General features: G+C 64.1%; 17 protein-coding genes and 2 tRNA genes. 12 read left to right on the top strand and 7 right to left on the bottom strand.

Features of this window, described 5'->3' with window-relative positions; all coding sequences use genetic code 11:
- Positions 1-4: 4 nt before the first annotated feature.
- Entirely contained in the window at positions 5-1,027 is a 1,023-nt protein-coding gene (locus ACGYK4_RS01825; RefSeq protein ID WP_394454863.1) for an NAD-dependent epimerase/dehydratase family protein, read from the bottom strand.
- Positions 1,028-1,224: 197 nt separating this feature from the next.
- On the opposite strand from ACGYK4_RS01825, the gene ACGYK4_RS01820 reads away from it, so the two are divergent.
- Positions 1,225-2,853: an alkaline phosphatase family protein gene (locus ACGYK4_RS01820; RefSeq protein ID WP_394454862.1), complete on the top strand. Its 1,629-nt coding sequence runs from the start codon at positions 1,225-1,227 to the stop codon at positions 2,851-2,853.
- Positions 2,854-2,968: 115 nt separating this feature from the next.
- Here ACGYK4_RS01820 and ACGYK4_RS01815 read toward each other — a convergent pair.
- Positions 2,969-3,042: transfer RNA gene (locus ACGYK4_RS01815), tRNA-Cys, on the bottom strand.
- A gap of 143 nt (positions 3,043-3,185) precedes the next feature.
- Between ACGYK4_RS01815 and ACGYK4_RS01810 the strand changes: the two genes are divergently transcribed.
- From ACGYK4_RS01810 to ACGYK4_RS01785, 6 genes are all read left to right on the top strand, one after another.
- On the top strand, positions 3,186-3,839 hold the full coding sequence (locus ACGYK4_RS01810; protein ID WP_271687992.1) for a protein-L-isoaspartate O-methyltransferase: 654 nt from the start codon (positions 3,186-3,188) through the stop codon (positions 3,837-3,839).
- A gap of 121 nt (positions 3,840-3,960) precedes the next feature.
- Positions 3,961-5,397: a TolC family outer membrane protein gene (locus ACGYK4_RS01805; protein WP_394454860.1), complete on the top strand. Its 1,437-nt coding sequence runs from the start codon at positions 3,961-3,963 to the stop codon at positions 5,395-5,397.
- A gap of 94 nt (positions 5,398-5,491) precedes the next feature.
- A complete protein-coding gene (locus ACGYK4_RS01800; protein WP_394454859.1) occupies positions 5,492-6,655 on the top strand; it encodes a hypothetical protein in 1,164 nt (387 codons plus the stop codon).
- Between the two features lie 126 nt (positions 6,656-6,781).
- Positions 6,782-7,240 (top strand): (2Fe-2S)-binding protein, encoded by a 459-nt coding sequence (locus tag ACGYK4_RS01795; protein ID WP_394454858.1) that lies wholly within the window; start codon positions 6,782-6,784, stop codon positions 7,238-7,240.
- A gap of 1 nt (position 7,241) precedes the next feature.
- On the top strand, positions 7,242-9,482 hold the full coding sequence (locus tag ACGYK4_RS01790; RefSeq protein WP_394431553.1) for a molybdopterin cofactor-binding domain-containing protein: 2,241 nt from the start codon (positions 7,242-7,244) through the stop codon (positions 9,480-9,482).
- Positions 9,479-10,060, top strand: coding sequence for a hypothetical protein (locus tag ACGYK4_RS01785; RefSeq protein ID WP_394454856.1), 582 nt, complete (start codon positions 9,479-9,481; stop codon positions 10,058-10,060). The genes ACGYK4_RS01790 and ACGYK4_RS01785 overlap by 4 nt, the downstream gene beginning before the upstream one ends.
- Here ACGYK4_RS01785 and ACGYK4_RS01780 read toward each other — a convergent pair.
- Entirely contained in the window at positions 10,051-10,992 is a 942-nt protein-coding gene (locus tag ACGYK4_RS01780; protein ID WP_067267703.1) for a YihY/virulence factor BrkB family protein, read from the bottom strand. The two genes, ACGYK4_RS01785 and ACGYK4_RS01780, sit on opposite strands and share 10 nt — an antisense overlap.
- A 168-nt stretch (positions 10,993-11,160) precedes the next feature.
- Here ACGYK4_RS01780 and ACGYK4_RS01775 point away from each other — a divergent pair.
- The 5 genes from ACGYK4_RS01775 to ACGYK4_RS01755 all read left to right on the top strand — a co-directional run bounded on the left by ACGYK4_RS01775 (position 11,161) and on the right by ACGYK4_RS01755 (position 15,981).
- Positions 11,161-11,234 (top strand) — tRNA-Gly (locus ACGYK4_RS01775).
- A 154-nt stretch (positions 11,235-11,388) separates the two neighbouring features.
- Complete coding sequence (locus ACGYK4_RS01770) at positions 11,389-13,200, top strand: ABC transporter transmembrane domain-containing protein (protein ID WP_394454855.1); 1,812 nt, start codon at positions 11,389-11,391, stop codon at positions 13,198-13,200.
- Positions 13,201-13,348: 148 nt separating this feature from the next.
- On the top strand, positions 13,349-15,229 hold the full coding sequence (locus ACGYK4_RS01765; RefSeq protein ID WP_394454854.1) for an acyl-CoA synthetase: 1,881 nt from the start codon (positions 13,349-13,351) through the stop codon (positions 15,227-15,229).
- 259 nt (positions 15,230-15,488) lie between these two features.
- Positions 15,489-15,731, top strand: a complete 243-nt coding sequence (locus ACGYK4_RS01760) for a DUF1127 domain-containing protein (protein ID WP_067267708.1) — start codon at positions 15,489-15,491, stop codon at positions 15,729-15,731.
- Positions 15,721-15,981: a hypothetical protein gene (locus tag ACGYK4_RS01755; protein WP_394431563.1), complete on the top strand. Its 261-nt coding sequence runs from the start codon at positions 15,721-15,723 to the stop codon at positions 15,979-15,981. The genes ACGYK4_RS01760 and ACGYK4_RS01755 overlap by 11 nt, the downstream gene beginning before the upstream one ends.
- A gap of 191 nt (positions 15,982-16,172) precedes the next feature.
- On the opposite strand, the gene dtd is transcribed toward ACGYK4_RS01755, so the two are convergent.
- From dtd to ACGYK4_RS01735, 4 genes are all read right to left on the bottom strand, one after another.
- Positions 16,173-16,619 carry a D-aminoacyl-tRNA deacylase gene (gene dtd / locus ACGYK4_RS01750; RefSeq protein ID WP_394454852.1) on the bottom strand — a complete coding sequence of 149 codons (447 nt, stop codon included), beginning with the start codon at positions 16,617-16,619 and terminating at the stop codon, positions 16,173-16,175.
- Position 16,620: 1 nt separating this feature from the next.
- On the bottom strand, positions 16,621-17,298 hold the full coding sequence (locus ACGYK4_RS01745) for a nitroreductase (RefSeq protein ID WP_394454850.1): 678 nt from the start codon (positions 17,296-17,298) through the stop codon (positions 16,621-16,623).
- Entirely contained in the window at positions 17,295-18,407 is a 1,113-nt protein-coding gene (locus tag ACGYK4_RS01740) for a primosomal protein N' (replication factor Y) - superfamily II helicase (protein ID WP_394454848.1), read from the bottom strand. The genes ACGYK4_RS01745 and ACGYK4_RS01740 overlap by 4 nt, the downstream gene beginning before the upstream one ends.
- A gap of 110 nt (positions 18,408-18,517) precedes the next feature.
- On the bottom strand, positions 18,518-19,636 hold the full coding sequence (locus ACGYK4_RS01735; protein ID WP_394454846.1) for an SPFH domain-containing protein: 1,119 nt from the start codon (positions 19,634-19,636) through the stop codon (positions 18,518-18,520).
- Positions 19,637-19,662 lie beyond the last annotated feature (26 nt).

Here is a 19,662-nt window from a genome sequence, read left to right as displayed (position 1 = left end):
GCGGCTATCTGCCGTGATAATCCCGAAACCAAGCGACGAAACGCGCGATGCCTTCGTGAGTGTCGGTCTGTGGGCGGTAGCCGGTGAGCCTATGTAGCAGGGTCGCATCGGCCCATGTGGCGGGGGCGTCACCCATCTGCATCCCCATGTAATTGCGGACCGCCCGCTTGCCGAGAGCGGCTTCGATCGCCTCGACGAAATCCAGCAGGCGCACCTTTTCGGAATTGCCGATATTCACCACACGGTAGGGGGCCGCGGGAGAGAGCGAATCCCAGTCCGGCGGCGGTGGCGCCGTGCCCGGTTGCGGCGGGACGCAATCCATCAGCAGCCGGATGGCGCGCACAAGATCGTCGACACAGGTGAAATCGCGGTACATCTCGCCGTGGTTGTAAATATCGATCGGGCGGCCATCGAGGATCGCTTCGACAAATTTACTCAAGGCAAGGTCGGGCCGCCCCCAAGGCCCGTAGACGGAGAAAAACCGAAACATCGTCGTCGGCAGACCCCATAGGTGGGCATAGGCATGGGCCATCCCCTCATTCGCCTTTTTCGTGGCGGCGTAGATCGACAGGGGCCGGTCGGTGGCCCCGGTCTCGGCGAAAGGCATATCGGTATTGGCGCCGTAGATTGACGAGGAGGAGGCCATGAGCAGGTGTTTCACCTCCAATCGCCGCGCAGCCTCCATCACGTTGAAGGTGCCGGTGATATTCGCCTCCAGAAAGGCGCGGGGGTGGTCTATGCTGTGGCGCACGCCCGCCTGTGCGGCAAGGTGCACGATCATGTCGGGGGCAAAGTCATCAACCAGCGCGTCGAAGGTCTCGCGGTCTTCCAGCAGCGCTTCTTTGGTGGTGAAATGCTCATGCTGAAGCAGCATCGCGTGGCGGCGTTGTTTCAGGGCGACATCGTAGTAATCGGTCATCCCATCATAGCCCTGCACCCGTGCGCCTTCGGCCAGCAATAGCCGGGCAAGGTGAAAGCCGATGAAACCGCCCGTGCCGATGACAAGTATCCTTTGCGTGCTGTCCATTCTGGCATCCTCGCTTTGCGCGGCTTGAGTTGCCTTTCCCATCGTCCTGGTGAAGGTTGGGCCGTGAATGCTAAAAATTTAGTTAAATTTGGGCCGGAAACTGCAAAGCATTGTCAGGCGGGCCAAAATCAAGTCGCAGCACGACGCAACGCTTCGCGGGCAGGGCGCGCGAAGGACCATCACAGGGAAAGCGGCCCATGCCCAAGAACGTTCTTTTCATCATGTGCGACCAGCTTCGCTGGGATTACCTCTCCTGCACCGGCCATCCGCATCTGCACACGCCGCATATCGATGCGTTGGCCGCGCGCGGGGTGCTTTTTGACCGCGCCTATGTGCAATCGCCGATTTGCGGTCCCTCGCGCATGTCGTTCTACACGGGCCGCTATGTCAGCTCGCATGGGTCGACGTGGAATGGCATCCCGCTGAAGGTGGGGGAGATGACGCTGGGCGACCATCTGCGCCCCTTGGGTGTGCGCACGGCGCTTTGCGGCAAGACCCATATGGCCGCCGATATCGAAGGGCTGCGCCGTCTCGGCCTGTCGCCTGACAGCGAGATTGGCGTACTGATTTCCGAATGCGGGTTCGAACCCTATGAGCGGGACGACGGGCTGCACCCCGAAGGCGGGCCCTACGCCCGCAACCCCGCCTATGACGCGCATATGAAGGACCGCGGTTGGCAGGATGAGAACCCTTGGCATTCCGTCGCCAACAGCGCCGAAGATGCAGAGGGCAATATCCTGAGCGGTTGGTTCCTGGACCATGCCGACAAACCGGCCCGCGCCGCGGATGAGGAGAGCGAGACGCCCTATATCACGGGCCGCGCCATGGATTTCATCCGCGAGGCCGGCGATCAGCCGTGGTGTCTGCACCTGAGCTATATCAAACCACATTGGCCCTATATCGTCCCCGCGCCCTACCATGATCTCTATGGGCCCGAGAGCCATCTGGACCCGGTGCGAAGCGCGGCGGAGAAGCGCGATCCGCATCCCGTCTATGGCGCATTCATGCAGGAGCGCGTTTCCCAAGCCTTTTCCGATGATGCCACCCGAGGCCGGGTTCTGACTGCCTATATGGGGCTGATCAAACAGCTCGACGACCAGATCGGTCGCCTGATGGCGTTTCTCACCGAACAGGGGGTCGCGGATGACACGATGATTGTCTTCACCTCGGATCACGGCGATTACCTTGGCGACCACTGGATGGGGGAGAAAGAGCTTTTTCACGACCCCTCCGCCCGCATCCCGATGATCGTCGTCGACCCTAGCCCCAAGGCCGATGCGACCCGCGGCGCAAAATCCTCGGCACTGGTCGAGGCGATCGACGTGGTGCCCACCATCCTTGATTATTTCGGCGGCGCCGCCGTGCCGCATATCATCGAGGGCCGATCCCTCTTGCCGCTGCTACATGGCAAGGCCGAAGGGCTGCGCGATTTCGTGGTCTCGGAATACGACTACGCGCAGCGCGACGTGCGCAAACGCTTGGGGGTCGAGGTGAAGGACGCCAAGCTGACGATGCTTTTCGACGGGCGGTGGAAATACGTCTTTGCCGAAGGGTTCGGCCCGATGCTGTTCGATCTTGAAAGCGACCCCGATGAGCTGGTGGATCTGGGGGCCGACCCCGCCCATGCGCCTGAGCGCGCCCGGCTAGAGCAACTGCTGTTCCGCTGGACGCGCCGCACCGCTCAGCGCACCACCATCTCCGACGCCAAGATTGCAGCCAGCGATGCCACGATGGGTGAGGCGACGGCGGGCATTCTGATCGGCTACCGGAATGAGGATGAGTTGCGCGAGGTTTTGGCGGCGGCGGGGAAAGGTGGTGGGGGGTGAGGCATGGCCGCGCCGTTGATGACGAGGGGTCCTGGGTGGCTTTTAAGAGGAGCGCGCGCGAATAGTGGTTTCACCGGGGGGGGGCGGTATCGCGTAGCCGCTTATGTCGTGGAAATGGAGGCGAGTACCGGAATCGAACCGGTGTACACGGATTTGCAATCCGCTGCGTAACCACTCCGCCAACTCGCCGACCGGTGGTTGGCGCACTGCTAACGGATCACGAAGGAGGCCGCAAGACCCATATGCGCGCGAAAATGCGGTCAGGGCGTTGCCGCTGGCCCGGCAATGTGGCACATCACTCTTCAGACACCCTGAACGAATGAGTTTAGCTGATGAGTGATTTCGCCGCCCGCCGCGTAACCATGGTAGATACGCAGGTTCGCCCTTCGGATGTGACCAAGTTTCCAATCATCGACGCGATGCTGACCGTGCAGCGCGAAGACTTCGTGCCGGCGGCACAGCGCGAGGCTGCCTATCTGGGAGAAAACCTCGATCTGGGGCAGGATCGGGTGCTGCTCGACCCGCGAACATTGGCCAAGATGCTCGATCACCTCGACATCACCAATGAGGAACTCGTGCTCGATATCGGCTGCGCCATGGGCTATTCCAGCGCCGTGATCGCGCATATGGCTGAGGCCGTCGTCGCCGTTGAGGAAGACGAAGCCATGGCCGCCGAGGCGCAAGAGGCGCTGGCGCAGGCGGGCGCGGACAATGTGATCGTCCATGTCGCCCCGCTGACCGAAGGCGCGCCGCAGCATGGGCCCTATGATGTGGTCATCGTCCAGGGTGCGGTGGGTGAGCTGCCCGCAGCGCTGGTGGAACAGGTGAAAGAGGGCGGGCGGATCGCTTGTCTCTTTATGGATCGGGGTCTGGGCGAGGTACGCGTGGGCTATAAACGCGGCGGTCAGGTGTCTTGGCGGCCCGAATTCAACGCCGGTGCGCCGGTGCTGCGTGGCTTTGAACGTCAGGCAGAATTCCAGCTGTAAGCGACAGGATGGCGCGCCGATCATACCGCGCGCCACTTCGCTTTCAGGGGAGGGGCACCCGCCCCGATCGGCCTACGGGCCGGTCCAAAGGTCTATAAAAGCCATTCAGGGGCATTGAGCCATGAGCGCGAACAGTTTTACGAAATCCCTCAAACGTTTTGCCATCGCCGTGCCGGTGAGCCTTGTCCTCGCCAGTGGCGCTGCCCTGCCGCGTGTGGCTGCCGCCGAGACATTGGCCGATGCGCTGGTGGGGGCTTATGAGCATTCCGGCCTGCTGGAGCAGAACCGCGCGCTTTTGCGGGCCGCCGATGAGGATGTGGCCGCGGCGAAATCGGCGCTGAAACCCGTGTTGCGGTGGGCCGCCGGGCTGACGCAGAGCTTTGGCACCACGCGCAGTTCCTCCCTTTTGCCAGCCCAATCGACGGAAAGCCTGAAGGCGTCGATCAGCCTGATTGGCGAGCTTCTGCTCTATGATTTCGGCGCGAGCGCTTATCGGGTCGAGGCGGCGAAAGAGGCCGTGCTGGCCACCCGCCAGACCTTGGTCAACCTAGAGCAGCAGGTGCTGCTGCGCGCGGTTGCGGCCTATATGGGCGTGATCGAAGCCTCGGAAACGGTTGAGCTGCGCAACAACAACCTGCGGCTGCTGACCCAAGAGCTGCGCGCCGCGCGGGATCGTTTCGACGTGGGCGAAGTTACCCGCACCGATGTGGCCTTGGCCGAAGCGCAGCTTGCCAATGCCCGCAGCGGGCTGGCGGGCGCCGAAGGCGCGCTGCTGCGCGCGGTTGAGGAATATCGCAACGCCGTGGGCCATGCCCCGGGCAACCTTAGCCAACCGCCGAGCCTGCCGAATGTCGGCGGCAACCTCGCCTCGGCCAAGGCTTTGGCTGTGCGCACTCACCCGTCGATCATCGCCGCACAGCATCAGGTGGCGGCGGCCGATCTCAGCGTCGAAGCCAATGAGGCCGCCATGGGCCCGCGGATCACGCTGAACGGGCAATATGGTCTGAACGAGACTTTCGACAGCGAAGCCTATACCCGCAGCGGCAGCGTCGGGGTCGAGGTCGGTCAGACCATCTATCAGGGCGGGGCGCTTTCTTCGGCCGTGCGCAGCGCGATGGCGCAGCGGGACGCGCAGCGCGCGAACCTGCATGTGGTGCGCCAAGATGTTGAGCAGGAGGTGGGCAACGCCTATGCCGCGCTGGCCTCGGCACGGGCGCAGTTGGAGGCTTCCGACCGCCAGATCCGCGCGGCGCGTATCGCCTTCCGCGGCGTCCGCGAAGAAGCAACCCTCGGCGCGCGTACCACATTGGACGTGCTGGACGCCGAACAATCCTTGCTGGATGCGGAATCGACCCGCGTGTCGGCCCGCGCCAACCTCTATGTGGCGGCCTATTCCGTGCTGGCGGCCACGGGCCGTCTGACCGCGCAGGACCTGAAGCTGCCGGTGCAGATCTATGACGCGGGGGCCTATTACAACCTTGTTAAGGACGCCCCTGCTAAATACTCGAAAGAGGGCCAAGCGCTGGATCGGGTGCTGCGCGCGCTGCAAAAAGACTGACGTTTCGCGCGGTCGTTTGGCATTTTGCACCGCCCCATTGTGAGAATCCTCCCACGCGGTTAAGCTATCCGCGAGGCAAGAGTGGTAGAGAAATATGTCCGAACCCGTCACAAACGCGGAGGTGGAAGACGTCCTGTCGTCGATTCGCCGATTGGTGTCCGAAGACAAGCGTCCCCTGCAAACGTCCAACCCTACGCCGGTTTCCAAGCCGGAGGCTGGCGATTCTGCAAATGACACCGGGGCCGCGTTCAAGAGCATGCGGGGGAGTGCATTGGACGAGCCGACATCGGACAGCGTCACGTCCGAGGATTTCACCCCGCATCTGTCGCTGCGCACAGCCTCGGGCGGCACGGCGCGTCCCGCTTCTGACGAAGGCGTCGGTGAAACACCCAAAGCCGCGCCACAGCCGCTGAGCCTGACCCAAGCCATGCAGACCGAAGCGGAAGGCAGTGCCGATGAGGCAGAGCGTCCATTCGTCTCGGCCCGTCACCCCGCGACCCCGCCTGCCGACAAGGCTCCTGCGGCGTCGAGCGACCGGTTGGTGCTGACCCCCGCTCTCAGAGTCGCCACGTCGGATGGCGAGGATCGCCCAAAGGCCGCTGCCGTTGATCCGGCCAAGGTCTCGCCCTTGGACTATGACATGCTGCATGACGATCCGAGCGATCTGCATGCCGAAGACTATCGCACCCCCGCGCCGGAGACCGCGGATGATGCCCGGGCCCGCGCCGTCTCAGACGCCGTGGCCAAGGCGACCGGGGCCAGCCGTAGCGACAAGCTGGCGGCGCTTGAGACGGCCATTGGCAAGATTTCTGATGATTGGGATCCGGACGCGCCCGGCGATAATGACTATTCCGGCACCGAACCTCCGGCGATGCAGTGGAAAGACGATGCGGAGCTTGACGCGCCTGAGGCCCCGATTGCCGATACGGCGACGGTAGAGGCTGAGACGCCCGCCCCAAGCCGCCCGCAGCCCACGACACCGCAACTCGAAGAGCAGGTGCGCCGTTTTGCTGACAGTGGCCCGCGTGTGGCCGATCCCGCCGCCACCGCGCCGGAATTCGACTATGCCGCCCCCGCGCAGGAGGCGGGCAGCGCGGGCGAGGATCAGTTCCTCGACGAGGAAGCACTGCGCGACATGGTGACCGAGATCGTCCGCGCCGAGCTTCAAGGGGCCTTGGGCGAGCGGATCACCCGCAATGTGCGCAAATTGGTCCGCCGCGAAATTCACCGCGCGCTGACGGCGCAAGACCTCGAATAGGCGAAACGGCGGCACCCGCCGCCATGGCCGCCCCGCCAAGGTGACGCTGCGCGACCCACTTCGCGCGGTCTTGCGCGATAGGCGCTGCCCGCTACATTGGGGGGCACCAGCGCGGAAGGATCACCGATGGAATTGACGGTTAACGGCACGGTCCACGAGGTGGACGTGGAAGACGACATGCCGCTGCTCTGGGTTTTGCGCGATGAGTTGGGGATCACCGGGCCGAAATACGGCTGCGGCATCGCGCAATGCGGTGCCTGTACGGTGCATATCGATGGGCTGGCCGTGCGGTCTTGTCAATTGCGGGCGGCGGATGTGAACGGCGATGTCACCACCATCGAAGGCTTGGGCACGCCCGAGGCGCTGCATGTGGTGCAGGCGGCATGGGTGGAGCATCAGGTCGCGCAATGCGGTTACTGCCAATCGGGGCAGATCATGCAGGCGGCCTCATTTCTGGACCTGAACCCCGAGCCGACCGACGATCAGATCGACGCCGCGATGAGCGGGAACCTCTGCCGCTGCGGCACCTATCCGCGCATTCGCGCCGCTGTTCACAGCGCCGCCGCGCGGCTGCGGGGGGCCTGACATGTCGCGCCTGCGCACCATCACCCGCCGGAGCTTTATCGTTGGCTCCGCCGCCATTGCCGGGGGCGTGGCCTTTGGCACCTATCTGTACAAACGTGACCTGAAGAACCCGCTGCTTGAAGGCTTACCGCCCGGTGCGGCGGCGATCACGCCCTATGTCAAGATTGATGCAAGCGGCGTCACCCTGATCACCCCGCGCGCCGATGTGGGGCAGGGGGCCTATTCGATCCAAGCCCATATGATCGCCGAGGAATTGGATGTCGACCTTGATACGGTGCAGATCACGCCCGGGCCGCCCTCGCCGGTCTATTACAACGGCGTGGTCGGGGTAGAGGCGATGCCGATTGCCGCGACCTCGGAAACGCTGCTGGCGCGGACCGGGCGCGGCGCCTCGGATGTGGCGGGAAAGCTGCTCGGCCTGCAATTGACCGGCGGCAGTTCCACCGTGCCGGATATGTACGACCGGCTGCGCATGGCAGGGGCCGTGGCCCGCGAAACCCTGTTGGCTGCCGCCGTGGCGCAGACAGGGCTAGAGCGGAGCCAACTCAAGACCGAGGCGGGCGCGGTGGTGCTGCCCGACGGCATGCGGCTGGCCTATCAAGACCTCGCCGCCGCCGCGGCGGAGATCGACCCGGTGACCGAGGTCACGCTGCGCGACCCCGGCGCGTGGCGGCACCTTGGCAAGACGCAGATGCGCACCGATATCATGGCCAAATCCACCGGCACCCAGACCTATGGCATCGACACGGTGATGGAGGGGATGCTGCACGCCACGACCCGCACCAACCCGGCGCAGGGCGGGGCGATCATGGGCTTTGACGCGGGCCGCGCCGAAAAGATGCGCGGTGTGAAGGCGGTCTTGCCCATCACCGGCGGCGTCGCCGTGGTGGCCGACAATACGTGGCGGGCCTTTCAGGCCGCGCAGGCGGTGAAATGTGATTGGGGCCCGTCGCCCTATATCGGCGACACGGCGGATCAATTCAAAGCCGTGGCGGCCTCCTTCACCGATGACCGGCAGGACAGCCGGTTTCGCGATGACGGCGATGTCACCGCAGCACTGGCCGATGGGGAGGTGTTGGAGGCCGAGTACCGCATCCCCTATCTGGCTCATGCCCCACTGGAGCCGATGAGCGTGGTGGTGAAGCTGGAGAAGGCCCGCGTCGATATCTGGACCGGCACGCAGATCCCGCGTTTCATGCAGGCGAATGTCGCCGCGCTGACCGGGATCGACGCTGAGAATGTGCATATCCATGTGCTGATGTCAGGCGGCAGTTTCGGGCGGCGGTTGGAGGATGACTATACCCTGCGCGCCGTCGAAGTGGCGATGCAACTACCCGGCACGCCGATCAAGATGGTCTGGTCGCGCGAGGAGGATTTCACCCATGACTTCCCCCGCCCGCTGGCCATGGCGCGGGCGCGGGGCAAAGTCTCGGAGGGGCAGATCGCGGCCTATGATTTGGCCATCGCGGCACCTTCGACGGCGGAATCGCAGATGGCGCGGTTGAACCAGCCGGTTTTCGGCCCTGACATCGCCATCGTAGCGGGCGCGTGGGATCAGCCCTTCGCGATCCCCGACTACCGTGTGACCGGCCACCGGGTGCCCGCAATGGTGCCGGTGAGTTCGTGGCGGTCGGTCGGGGCGTCGGGCAACGGTTTCCTGCACGAAAGCTTCATGGATGAGATGTGCCATGCCGCAGGCGTCGATCCGTTGGAGGAGCGGTTGCGGCTCTGCAGCCATGCGCCCTCGCGCGGGGTGTTGGAGGCCGTGGGCGAGATGTCGGACTGGGGCACAGACCTTGGCCCGGGGCGGGGCCGGGGGCTGGCGTTCTGCCTGTCCTTCGGCGTGCCGGTGGCCGAGGTGGTCGAGGTCAGCCAGACCGACGCGGGCCTCAAGATCGACCGCGTTTTCGTCGCCGCCGAAGTGGGCCGCGTGATGGACCCGGTGAACTTCGAGGCGCAACTTTCCGGCGCGGTGATCTGGGGTTTGGGCCATGCGATGAACTGCGAACTGACCTATCGCGACGGGGTGCCGCAGCAGGACAATTATCACCTCTATGAAGGGTTGCGGCTGTATCAAACGCCGAAGATCGAGGTGCGCGGGTTGGAGAATGGCGGCAAGCTGCGCGGCATTGGCGAGCCGGGGGTGCCGCCCGCCGCCCCCGCACTGGCCAATGCAATCTTCGCCGCCACGGGCCAGCGGATCCGTGAACTTCCCCTCTCCAAATCCGTGGATTTCGCATGAGATATCTATCGATCTGCGCCGCACTCATGCTGGCCGTCCCCGCCTTTGCGCAGGAGGCGCCTGATCGCGCCGAAGGGCTGGCCGCTTGGGATCGGATTTTTACCGTCACCGCGCATCCGCGTTGCACCAATTGCCATGTCGGCGAAGAGGGGGAGCCGATGTGGCAGGGCTTGGGCTATGGGCCGGAGGCGGTGCACGGCATGAATGTGCGCGCGGGCGAGAGCCGGATTGGGGCCGAGAGCATCCCTTGCGACGCCTGCCACGTCACCTCTGCCGCCGCGAACACGGTGCCCCATGCCCCGCCGCATATCGACGATGCTTGGCGGCTGCCGCCGGTAGAATTGGCGTGGTTCGGCAAATCCTCAGCCGAGGTCTGCATCCAGTTGCGCGATCCTGAGAACAACGACGGGCATGACATCGCCTCATTGGTCGATCACCTGCAAAACTCGGCCTTCGTGAACTGGGGGTTCGCCCCCGGCGCGGGGCGATCGGTGCCCGAAGGGACGCTCGATGCGTTGGTGCATGACGTGACGGTCTGGGGCGCTGCGGGCACGCCCTGCGAAGGGGATCAGGGCTGATCGCTCATCGCGCGGGCCAGTCTGCGGATGCGCAATGCGCGGTTCAACTCACCGCCAAAGATCAGCACCAGTGCGGCGAGATACATGAAGTAAAGCGCCGCGATGATCCCTGCCATACCTGCGTAATAGCTGGCATAGGTGCCAAAGCTGCGCAGGTAGGATGAAAACAGCACCGCCAGCACCGTCCAAGCGGCGGCGGTGGCGACGACGCCGGGCCAGATGTTGTTAAACCGCGTCCGCCGCGCAGGCAGGATCACATGGGCCGCGAAAAGCGCGACCAGCAGGATCGTCGCCGAGGCGGGAAAGCGGACCAGCCCCACGGTAACCGAGCGCGGATCGAAACCCGGCATCAACATATGCAGCCAAGACCCGGCCCGGGGGGCCAGCACCAGCAGATACCCCACGATCACGAGGATCAGGCTTGCCAGCAGCACCATGGCCACCTGCACCGCGTAGATCGTAAAGACCGACCGCGTCTCGCGCAGCCCATAGGCGCGGTTTAACCCCACGCGCACCCCATCGACCCCGCCCACGGCGAACCAAACGGTCAGCAGGATACCCACGCTCAGCAGATCGCCGCGCGGCACGGTCATGACCTTTTCCACCTCCGACACGATCGGCTCGATCAGGGCAGGGGGGACGATGGCGATCAGGAAGTGGATCAGGTCATCGGCCATCGACCGGTCGCCGACAAAGGCGGTGAGCGAACTGGTGAAGATGAGAAACGGAAAGATCGCCAGCAGCGCACGAAAGGCCACGTTCCCGGCCATGCCGAAAGCATCATCGCTCCACAGCCGCAGCACCGCCTCGTGCAGGACGGCCCGCACCACCCGCAACCCGGTGCCGTGAAACAGATCCTCGGGGTCCTCGCTGAGAACACCGTGGGTCATGACGACCTCGCGCTTTTGGTCTTGGGCCGGTCTGGCGTCCATTCCAATGCCTCGTTTTCATCCCGTGAGGCTAAGCTAGTGCCCCTTGACCTGGGCTGCCACCTTGATGACGGGCCACAGGCGAGAGCAGGCTCATGTGATTGATCTTGCCAAAGGGGCATCGCTCCACTTGACGCTCAGGGAGCGATAAAATAGGAGAGGAACCGTAGCGCGGGCGTTGTGTAATGGTAAGACCTCAGCCTTCCAAGCTGATGATACGGGTTCGATTCCCGTCGCCCGCTCCACTCTTTCCCCGACACTTTCGTGACCGCCGCCGCGCGGGATAGATGCGCCCGCCGCTGTCTGTCGGGGGCGGCAGATTGTCCTTATCGGGGCGGTCTTGCTTGACCCCGCCCAGCCCCCGCGCCATGACCGATGTGGAAAGACAAAGGAAAGCCCATGGCACGCACCCCAGCCCCCGCACCAAGCGCCAAAGACGAACGCGAAAAGTCGCGGCGGATCGGGGCTTTGGCGGCGCTGATGCCCTTCATGGCGCCCTATCGCTGGTTGATGGCCGCCGCCGGGGCGGCGCTGGTGCTGACCGCGATGATCTCGCTCACCTTGCCCTTGGCCGTGCGGCGGGTGATCGACAATTTCGGCACGGGGGAGAGCGAATTGCTCGACCTCTATTTCATCGCCGCGCTCTTGATCGCGGGGCTGCTCGCCCTTGGCACCGGGCTGCGCTATGCGCTGGTGACACGGCTGGGCGAACGGGTGGTGGCCGATATCCGGCGCGCGGTGTTCGACCGTGTCGTGGGCATGAGCCCCGCCTTTTATGAGCGTATCATGACCGGCGAAGTGCTGAGCCGGATCACCACCGACACGACGCTGATCCTCTCGGTGATCGGGTCTTCGGTCTCCATCGCGCTGCGCAACCTGCTGATCTTTGTGGGCGGCTTGGGGCTGATGCTGCTGACCTCGGCCAAGTTGACCGGGCTGGTGCTGCTGATCGTGCCCGCCGTGGTGATCCCGATCCTGACGCTGGGCCGCCGTCTGCGGGTGCTCAGCCGCGAGAACCAAGATTGGATCGCGGCAAGTTCGGGCAACGCTTCAGAAACGTTGGGCGCGGTGCAAACGGTGCAGGCCTTTACCCATGAGGCCGCAAGCCGGGGCCAATTCGCGCAGATGACCGAAGCCTCTTTCGATGCTGCGCAGCGCCGGATCAAAACCCGCGCCGTGATGACGATGATCGTGATCTTTCTGGTCTTCGCGGGTGTGGTGGGCGTGCTGTGGATCGGCGCGCGCGACGTGCGGGCGGATGTTATGAGCGCGGGCGCGCTGGTGCAATTCGTGATCTATGCGGTCATGGTCGCGGGCGCGGTCGCCGCCCTGTCAGAGATCTGGGGCGAGTTGCAGCGCGCCGCGGGCGCCACGGAGCGGCTAATCGACCTGTTGCAAAGCGAGGATACGGTGCAAGACCCGGCGCCCGCAGATCAGAGCAGCCTGCCGCAGCCTGTCGCGGGCCGGATCGCATTTGAGAACGTGCAGTTCACCTATCCCGCCCGCCCCGATGTGGCGGCGCTGGATGGTGTCAACCTTGAGATCAACCCCGGTGAGACGGTGGCCTTTGTCGGCCCCTCGGGCGCGGGGAAGACGACGATCATTCAGATGATCCTGCGCTTTTATGACCCGCAGGCGGGGCGGATCACCTTGGATGGGGTCGACCTGCGCGATGTGGCGCGGGACCACTTCCGCCGTTCGGTGGCGCTGGTGCCGCAAGACCCGGTGATCTTTGCTGCCACGGCGGCTGAGAACATCCGGTTCGGACGCCCCGATGCCAGTGACGCAGAGGTCGAGGAAGCCGCCCGCGCCGCCGCCGCGCATGACTTCATCGCCGCGCTGCCCGATGGCTATGACAGCTATCTGGGCGAACGCGGCGTGATGCTGTCTGGCGGGCAGAAACAGCGCATCGCCATCGCCCGCGCCATCCTGCGGGACGCGCCGGTGCTGCTGTTGGACGAGGCGACCTCGGCACTGGATTCCGAGAGTGAGGGGCTGGTGCAGGCCGCCGTCGACCGGCTGAGCGCGGATCGCACGACGCTGATCGTGGCGCACCGTCTGGCCACCGTGAAAAAGGCCGACCGCATCGTGGTGATGGAGGCCGGGCGCATCGCGGCCATAGGCACCCATGACGAATTGGTCGCCAGTGACGGGCTTTATGCGCGTCTGGCGCGGCTTCAGTTCACTGATGGGGCCGCCGCCGCAGCCTGAGCCGCCCTTGAACAGTGCAACCCCGGCGTTACGTCACCCTAGTGTGACGTTGCGTTTGTTGCCGCCGATTGCTTGCGAAACGGCGCGTTTCGCCGCAATCTGGCGCGAGGAGAATAAGCCGGAACACCGGCACAGGGGAGGAGACACCATGACATTCGCCGGGATCGAAGACCGCAATGCCATCGCGGCGGAAATGCCGTGGGAAGACCGCGACGTGGCCAAGACGCTTTACGGAATGCTGAGCAATACGGCCGCGAAATTCCCCAGCCATAATGCCGTTAGCTATCAGATTTTCTCGGGCCCCAAGGACAAGGCCGAAACGCTGTCTTGGAAAGAGTTGCATGGCCGCGTGACGCAGGCGGCGAACCTCTTCCGCAGCCTCGGCGTGGGTGAGAAGGACGTGGTGGCCTATGTGCTGCCCAACTGTAACGAGACGACGATCACCCTGTTGGGCGGTGCCGTGGCCGGGATCGTGAACCCGATTAACCCGTTGCTGGACGCCGAACAGATCGGTGCCATCCTGCGCGAAGTGGGCGCCTCCGTGGTCGTCACCCTGCGGCCTTTCCCCAAAACGGATGTGGCCCAAAAGACCGCCGAAGCGGTGCGGCTTGCGCCCAAGGTGCACACGGTGCTCGAGGTCGATCTGGTGCGCTATCTCACCCCGCCGAAAAGCTGGATCGTCCCGCTGGTACGGCCTAAGGGGATGGTGAACAACCAAGCCAAATACCTCAACTTCAACGCGGAGATCGCCAAGCAGAACACCTCGCTCAATTTCGAGGATGTGCAAGAAGATCGCGTTGCCTGCTATTTCCACACTGGCGGCACTACCGGCATGCCCAAAGTGGCGCAGCACAAGTATTCGGGGCTGATCTACAACGGCTGGCTGGGGCATCGGCTGCTGTTCAGCGAGCAGGACAATATCATGTGTCCGCTGCCGCTGTTCCACGTCTTTGCCTGCCATGTGATCCTGATGGCCGCCGTGTCGTCAGGCGCGCATGTGGTCTTCCCGACGCCGCAGGGCTATCGCGGGGATGGGGTGTTCGATAACTTCTGGAAGCTGGTCGAGCGGTGGAAGATCACCTTTATCATCACCGTGCCGACGGCGATTTCGGCCAAAATGCAGCGCCCGATTGATGCGGATGTCAGCACGGTGAAAACCGCCTTCTCCGGCTCCGCCCCGCTGCCGCTGGAACTCTTCCGCCGGTTTGAGAAGGCCACTGGCGTCACGCTGGTCGAAGGCTATGGGCTGACTGAGGCGACCTGCCTTGTCTCTTGCAACCCGACGGACGGGATCAAGAAGGTCGGCTCCATCGGTATCGCCTTCCCCTATTCGGACGTGCGGATCATCAAGGGCACCATGGATGGGCCGATCGACGCGGAGACGGATGAGATTGGCGAGATCTGCGTGTCGAACCCCGGCGTCTTCTCGGGCCATACCTATGTCGAGGAAGACAAGAACAAAGACCTCTTCTACCACGGCAAATACCTGCGGACCGGCGATCTGGGCCGGATCGACAGCGATGGCTATATCTGGATCACGGGCCGCGCCAAAGACCTGATCATTCGCGGCGGCCACAACATTGACCCCGCCGAGATCGAAGAGGCGCTGCTGGGCCATGAGGCCGTCGCCTTTGCGGGTGCCATCGGCCAGCCCGACCCCCACGCGGGCGAGGTGCCCTGCGCCTTTGTCGAACTCGTTGAGGGTGCCAATGTCACCGAAGAGGAACTGCTGGCCTATGCGCGTGAGCATGTCGCCGAACGCGCAGCGCAGCCCAAGCACCTCAAGATCATGGACGAGTTGCCCAAGACGGCTGTCGGCAAGATCTTCAAACCCGATCTGCGCAAGGACGCGATCACGCGGGTCTATAACGGCAGCCTTGAAAAGGCGGGCTGTGCCGCGCGGGTAACCGAGGTGGTGGACGACAAGAAGCGTGGGTTGGTGGCGCAGGTCACGATGAACGACGCGACCCACGATGAGGTCTCAAAGGTGCTCAGCGTCTACACGCGCCCTTGGGAACCGGTGAGCTAAACGACTCACGCAAGAAAGGGCGGCACGCCGCCGCCCATCCCCAAATCCCAGATTGCAGCCCCGCTGCGTTGCGCCGATGCACATTTCCTGTGTATCGGCGCAAAAATTTTAGGCTGTTTACCTGTAGTTAGCCCCCGGCCTTTCGTTTCGGGCATAGCGCCTATGCAAATTCTGCGGGTTCAAAATAGGGTCAGAGCGTACTACTTCTGCATTGCAGCATTGATAATGCACTTGCAGCATTCTGAAAGGAGTTGCGCTTATGACGATGGCAATCTCACGTGGCACTACCCTGAGCTCCGCGCTCGATGGGCTTCATCACAGCGTTGACGGCATGCGCCGTCGCGTGGCCCAGATCAAAGCCCGGCGCGCAGCTTACAACCGAACTTTCACAGAACTCAACGTACTGAGCGATCGCGAACTGTCCGATATCGGCATCGCACGGTGCGAGATCCGGCGTGTGGCGTCGGAAGAACTTTCAAAGGAACAGACCTATGAAGTATGACAACACCCTATCCGCCCCCCACGGTTTCTCCCTGCGTGATGCATCCGCTCCGGTTCTCGGTGCGCTTGGCACCGCTGCGGGCAAGGTCGGCAGCCTGCTGGCGCGTGGCGTCACCCAGATGCAGATCTCGCGCATGCAGGCCGTCCTCAACAGCATGAGCGACGCGCAGCTTGAGCGTGCGGGCATCGACCGCAACCAGATTCCCCAGCACGCCCAAGCGCTGGTGACCGAAGAATACGACGGTCTCTAAGCCACTGCGCTTTTAGACCCTCAGCCATCAATGTCGCGCCTTACGCGCTGCATTGTCAGGTGCCGGACCCCGCTCCTTCCCGGGTTGATCTGACACCGCATATTAACGGTCCTCCTCCTCCCGGACCCGTTATACCGGCCGGCAAGCTTACCTCCTCCCAAGCTTGCCGGCCCATGCTTTCCACCGAATTATCAGGGCGCCGCTGTATCGAGCCAGAGGGTCACCGGCCCGTCGTTGACCAGCGCCACGGCCATATCCGCGCCGAACCGTCCGGTCTGCACGGGGATGTCGAGCCCGGCGAGGCTGCGGGCGAAATGGGTGTAGAGCGCCTTGGCCATGTCAGGCTTCGCCGCGCCGGAAAAGCCGGGACGGTTGCCGCGCGAAGTATCGGCGGCGAGGGTGAATTGGCTCACCACCAGGGCGCTGCCGCCGGTCTGGGCAAGGCTCAGGTTCATTTTGCCGCCGTCATCCTTGAACAGCCGCAGTTTGGAGATCTTCAGGGCCAGTTTCTCGGCGGTTTCTTCGGTGTCCTCGGGCATGGCGCAGACGAGGATCAGCAGGCCGGGGCCGATCTCTCCGATAACCTCACCCTCGACCGTGACCGAAGCCTCGGTCACCCGTTGCAGCAATGCGCGCATGTCAGTCTTTCCAATCGATGATGTCAGAAGGGGTGGCCCGCTCGGTGCGAAAGGCGTTCGCGGGATGCGTCTCATCGGCATAGCCGAAGGAGATTGCGCAGAGCACCAGCCGATCCTCGGGCAACGCCAGCGTCTCGCGCACCAAGGGCGCATAGGCGGCGATGGCGGCCTGCGGGATGCTGGCCACGCCAAGCGCCGTCGCGGCGAGGGTGAAGGCGGTGACGAAGCCGCCGCAGTCCATCGCGCCATAGGGGCCAAGCTCGGCCGGGGCAGTCACGATGGCCACATGCGGCGCGTCGAAAAGCGCGTAGTTGCGCAGCATCTGCGCCCGACGCGCGGCGCGGTCGGATTTGGCGATGCCAACCGCATCATAAAGCTGGAAGCCGCAGGTGCGGCGGCGTTCGGCATAGGCCCCGGAGTAACCCGTGGGCCATGGCAGGTCTGGCGCGACCGGGGTATTGGCGCTGGCGGCTTCAAGGAGGGCTGCGCGAAAGGCATCGGTGCCCGCGCCGCGCGTGATGGTCACCTGCCATGGCTGCGCGTTGCACCATGAGGGCACATGGCGCGCGGCGCTGACGATCTGGGTGATGCTGTCTTTGGGGACGGGATCGGGCCGAAAGGCGCGGCAGGAATAGCGCGCCTGCAAGAGGTCGGTGAACTGGTCGTAGGTCTGGGTCATTGCTGGGCCATGAAATAGCCGACGATGGCGGCGGCGATCAGCCCCAGCACCACGGCAAAGGTGATTTTGACGGCGGAATAGGGGCGTTCGCCCTGCACCTTGCCGGAATGGCCGTTCACCACGAAACGGTAGGTCTTGCCGCGGTATTTATAGGCAGCGAGCCAGACCGGTAGCAGGATATGCTTGAAGGTCACATCGCTGACTTGGGTGTTGATGTCATGTACGCGCTGGCGGTCGCCGCCGATGTCGAACTTCACGTCCCGCTCGATCACCCGGTCCATATGGGCGCGGGCCTGAACAAAGCCTTCCTCCAGCGTGATGCCGTAAGCCTCGGCCCGGAAACCGGCGAGATATTCGGGCGCATAGGGCTCCAGCGCCGAGAGGTCCCAAGGGTGCAGCGCGTCGGTGTGTTTCTTGGGTAGCGATCGGGAGGCCAGCACCAGCACATCGTCAAAGAAGCGTGCCACCCGCCCCGAAGCGGCCCGCCAGCGGATTTTTGGCACCTGCTGCTTCACCCGCTTGCCATCGCGCATGACGGTGCGGGTGACGTAATAGACGGTTCCACGCTCCCCGCGATAACTAGAGGCGGTCTGTGCGTCATAGGTCCAGAAGGGCACATAGATGCCCTGCATCCGGCGGCCCCTGCGGGCATATTGTTGCAGGCCGTTGGGCGCGAACCAGAGGCTGCCCAGCCAGTCTTTCATCGCATCGCGGGCGCGTTCTTCGGGCAGGGCGAAGGGCAGCACGGCGCGCGGTTTGATATGGCGGTTGGTGCCGGTGTCGATCACCACGGGCGTCGCGCAGAAAGGGCATTCGGCGGCGTGTTTGCCGGGCTCGAACTCCACCTGTGCTGCGCAATTGGGGCAGGTGGTGACGCGGGTCTCTTCCATCTCAGCAGCGGGCAGGGCGGCCTGCAATCCGGCGCGGAAGTCTTGCTCGGCGATGGCGTGGGCGTGGCGTCCGCTGCCGTCGATAGGTTCCACATTGCCGCAATGATCGCAGATCAGCAGCGACTGCGCCGGATCAAAGCGCATGTCCGACCCGCAGGTGTCACAGGGGAAACGATGCTCTTCTAGCGGCGCGGCGGGGGGCAGATCGGTGGCGGACATAGGGGATGCTTTGCTAGATCAATCGCGGAGATGCGGATGGGGATGGCCCGTGGTCCCGAGAGGCCACGGGCAGGACGCGCGCGAAGGTCTTGGGCCCACGCGCCAGCAGATCAGGCCGGGGGCGGCGGAGGCGGGGGCATCACCGTAAAGAGCTGTGCCAGTTCGGCCACGTCCTCGGCCCGCTGCCAGCCATCCTGCCCCGGCGTCCAGACCAGAGACTCGCGGGTAAGGCTGCCCTCACTCGCCTTGCGGCCCATGGCGGCCTTGGAAAACGGGCCTGAGGTCGCGCCGTCCTTGGCGATATGCCAGACCTTTTCGACCGGCGGCGGGGGCGGCGGCACCGGTGCGGCGGCGGTGGGGGCAGGGCGCGCGCCCCAAGGGCCAGCCTGCGCGGTGGCGGCTTGGGCCATGCTCATCCCCAGTCCCGCGCCTAGGCCCGTTTGCATCGCGGCCCCGCCCGCACCTTCGCGGCCAAGCGCCTCAGCCGCTTGGAATTGCATGTATTCGTTGAGGTTGCCGACCACGCCCATCGAAGTGCGCTTGTCCATCACCGCTTCGACCGCGGGCGGGAGGGAGATGTTTTCGATGTAAAGCTCGGGCATCGCCAGCCCGTATTCCGCGATCTGGGCGGCAATATCCTTGCCCACCAACTGCCCCAACTCGCGCGTGTTGGCGGCCATGTCGAGCACCGGGATGCCGGAGGAGGCTAGCGTGCGCGAGAAAGCCTGAACGATGATGTTACGGATCTGGAACGAGATTTCGTCCATGGTGAACTCACCATCGGTGCCGACAATCTCGGTCAGGAATTTCGCGGGGTCGCTCACCCGCACGGAATAGGTGCCATAGGCGCGCAGGCGCACCGGGCCAAACTCAGGGTCGCGGGCGACGATCGGGTTCTTGGTGCCCCATTTCAGGTCGTTGAAGCGGGTCGTGTTGACGAAGTAGATCTCGGATTTGAACGGGCTGCGAAAGCCGTGATCCCAGTGCTGCAGGGTCGTCATGATCGGCATGTTGTTGGTCTCAAGCATATAGAGACCGGGGGTGAAGACATCCGCCAGCTGCCCCTCATGCACAAAAACCGCCGCTTGCCCCTCACGCACTGTCAGCTTGGCGCCGTATTTGATCTCATGGCCCTCACGCTCGAACCGCCAAACCATCGTGTCGCGGGTGTCGTCGGTCCAATGGATGACGTCGATGAACTGGCCAGAGAGGAAATCGAAAATGCCCATGGGGATGGTCCTTATTCTTTCGTCGT

The sequence above is a fragment of the Sulfitobacter sp. 1A13368 genome, assembly GCF_043557275.1.
Taxonomy (GTDB): domain Bacteria; phylum Pseudomonadota; class Alphaproteobacteria; order Rhodobacterales; family Rhodobacteraceae; genus Sulfitobacter; species Sulfitobacter faviae.
Note: the sequence above shows the minus strand (reverse complement) of the source record. Positions and strands in the feature narration are given on the sequence as shown.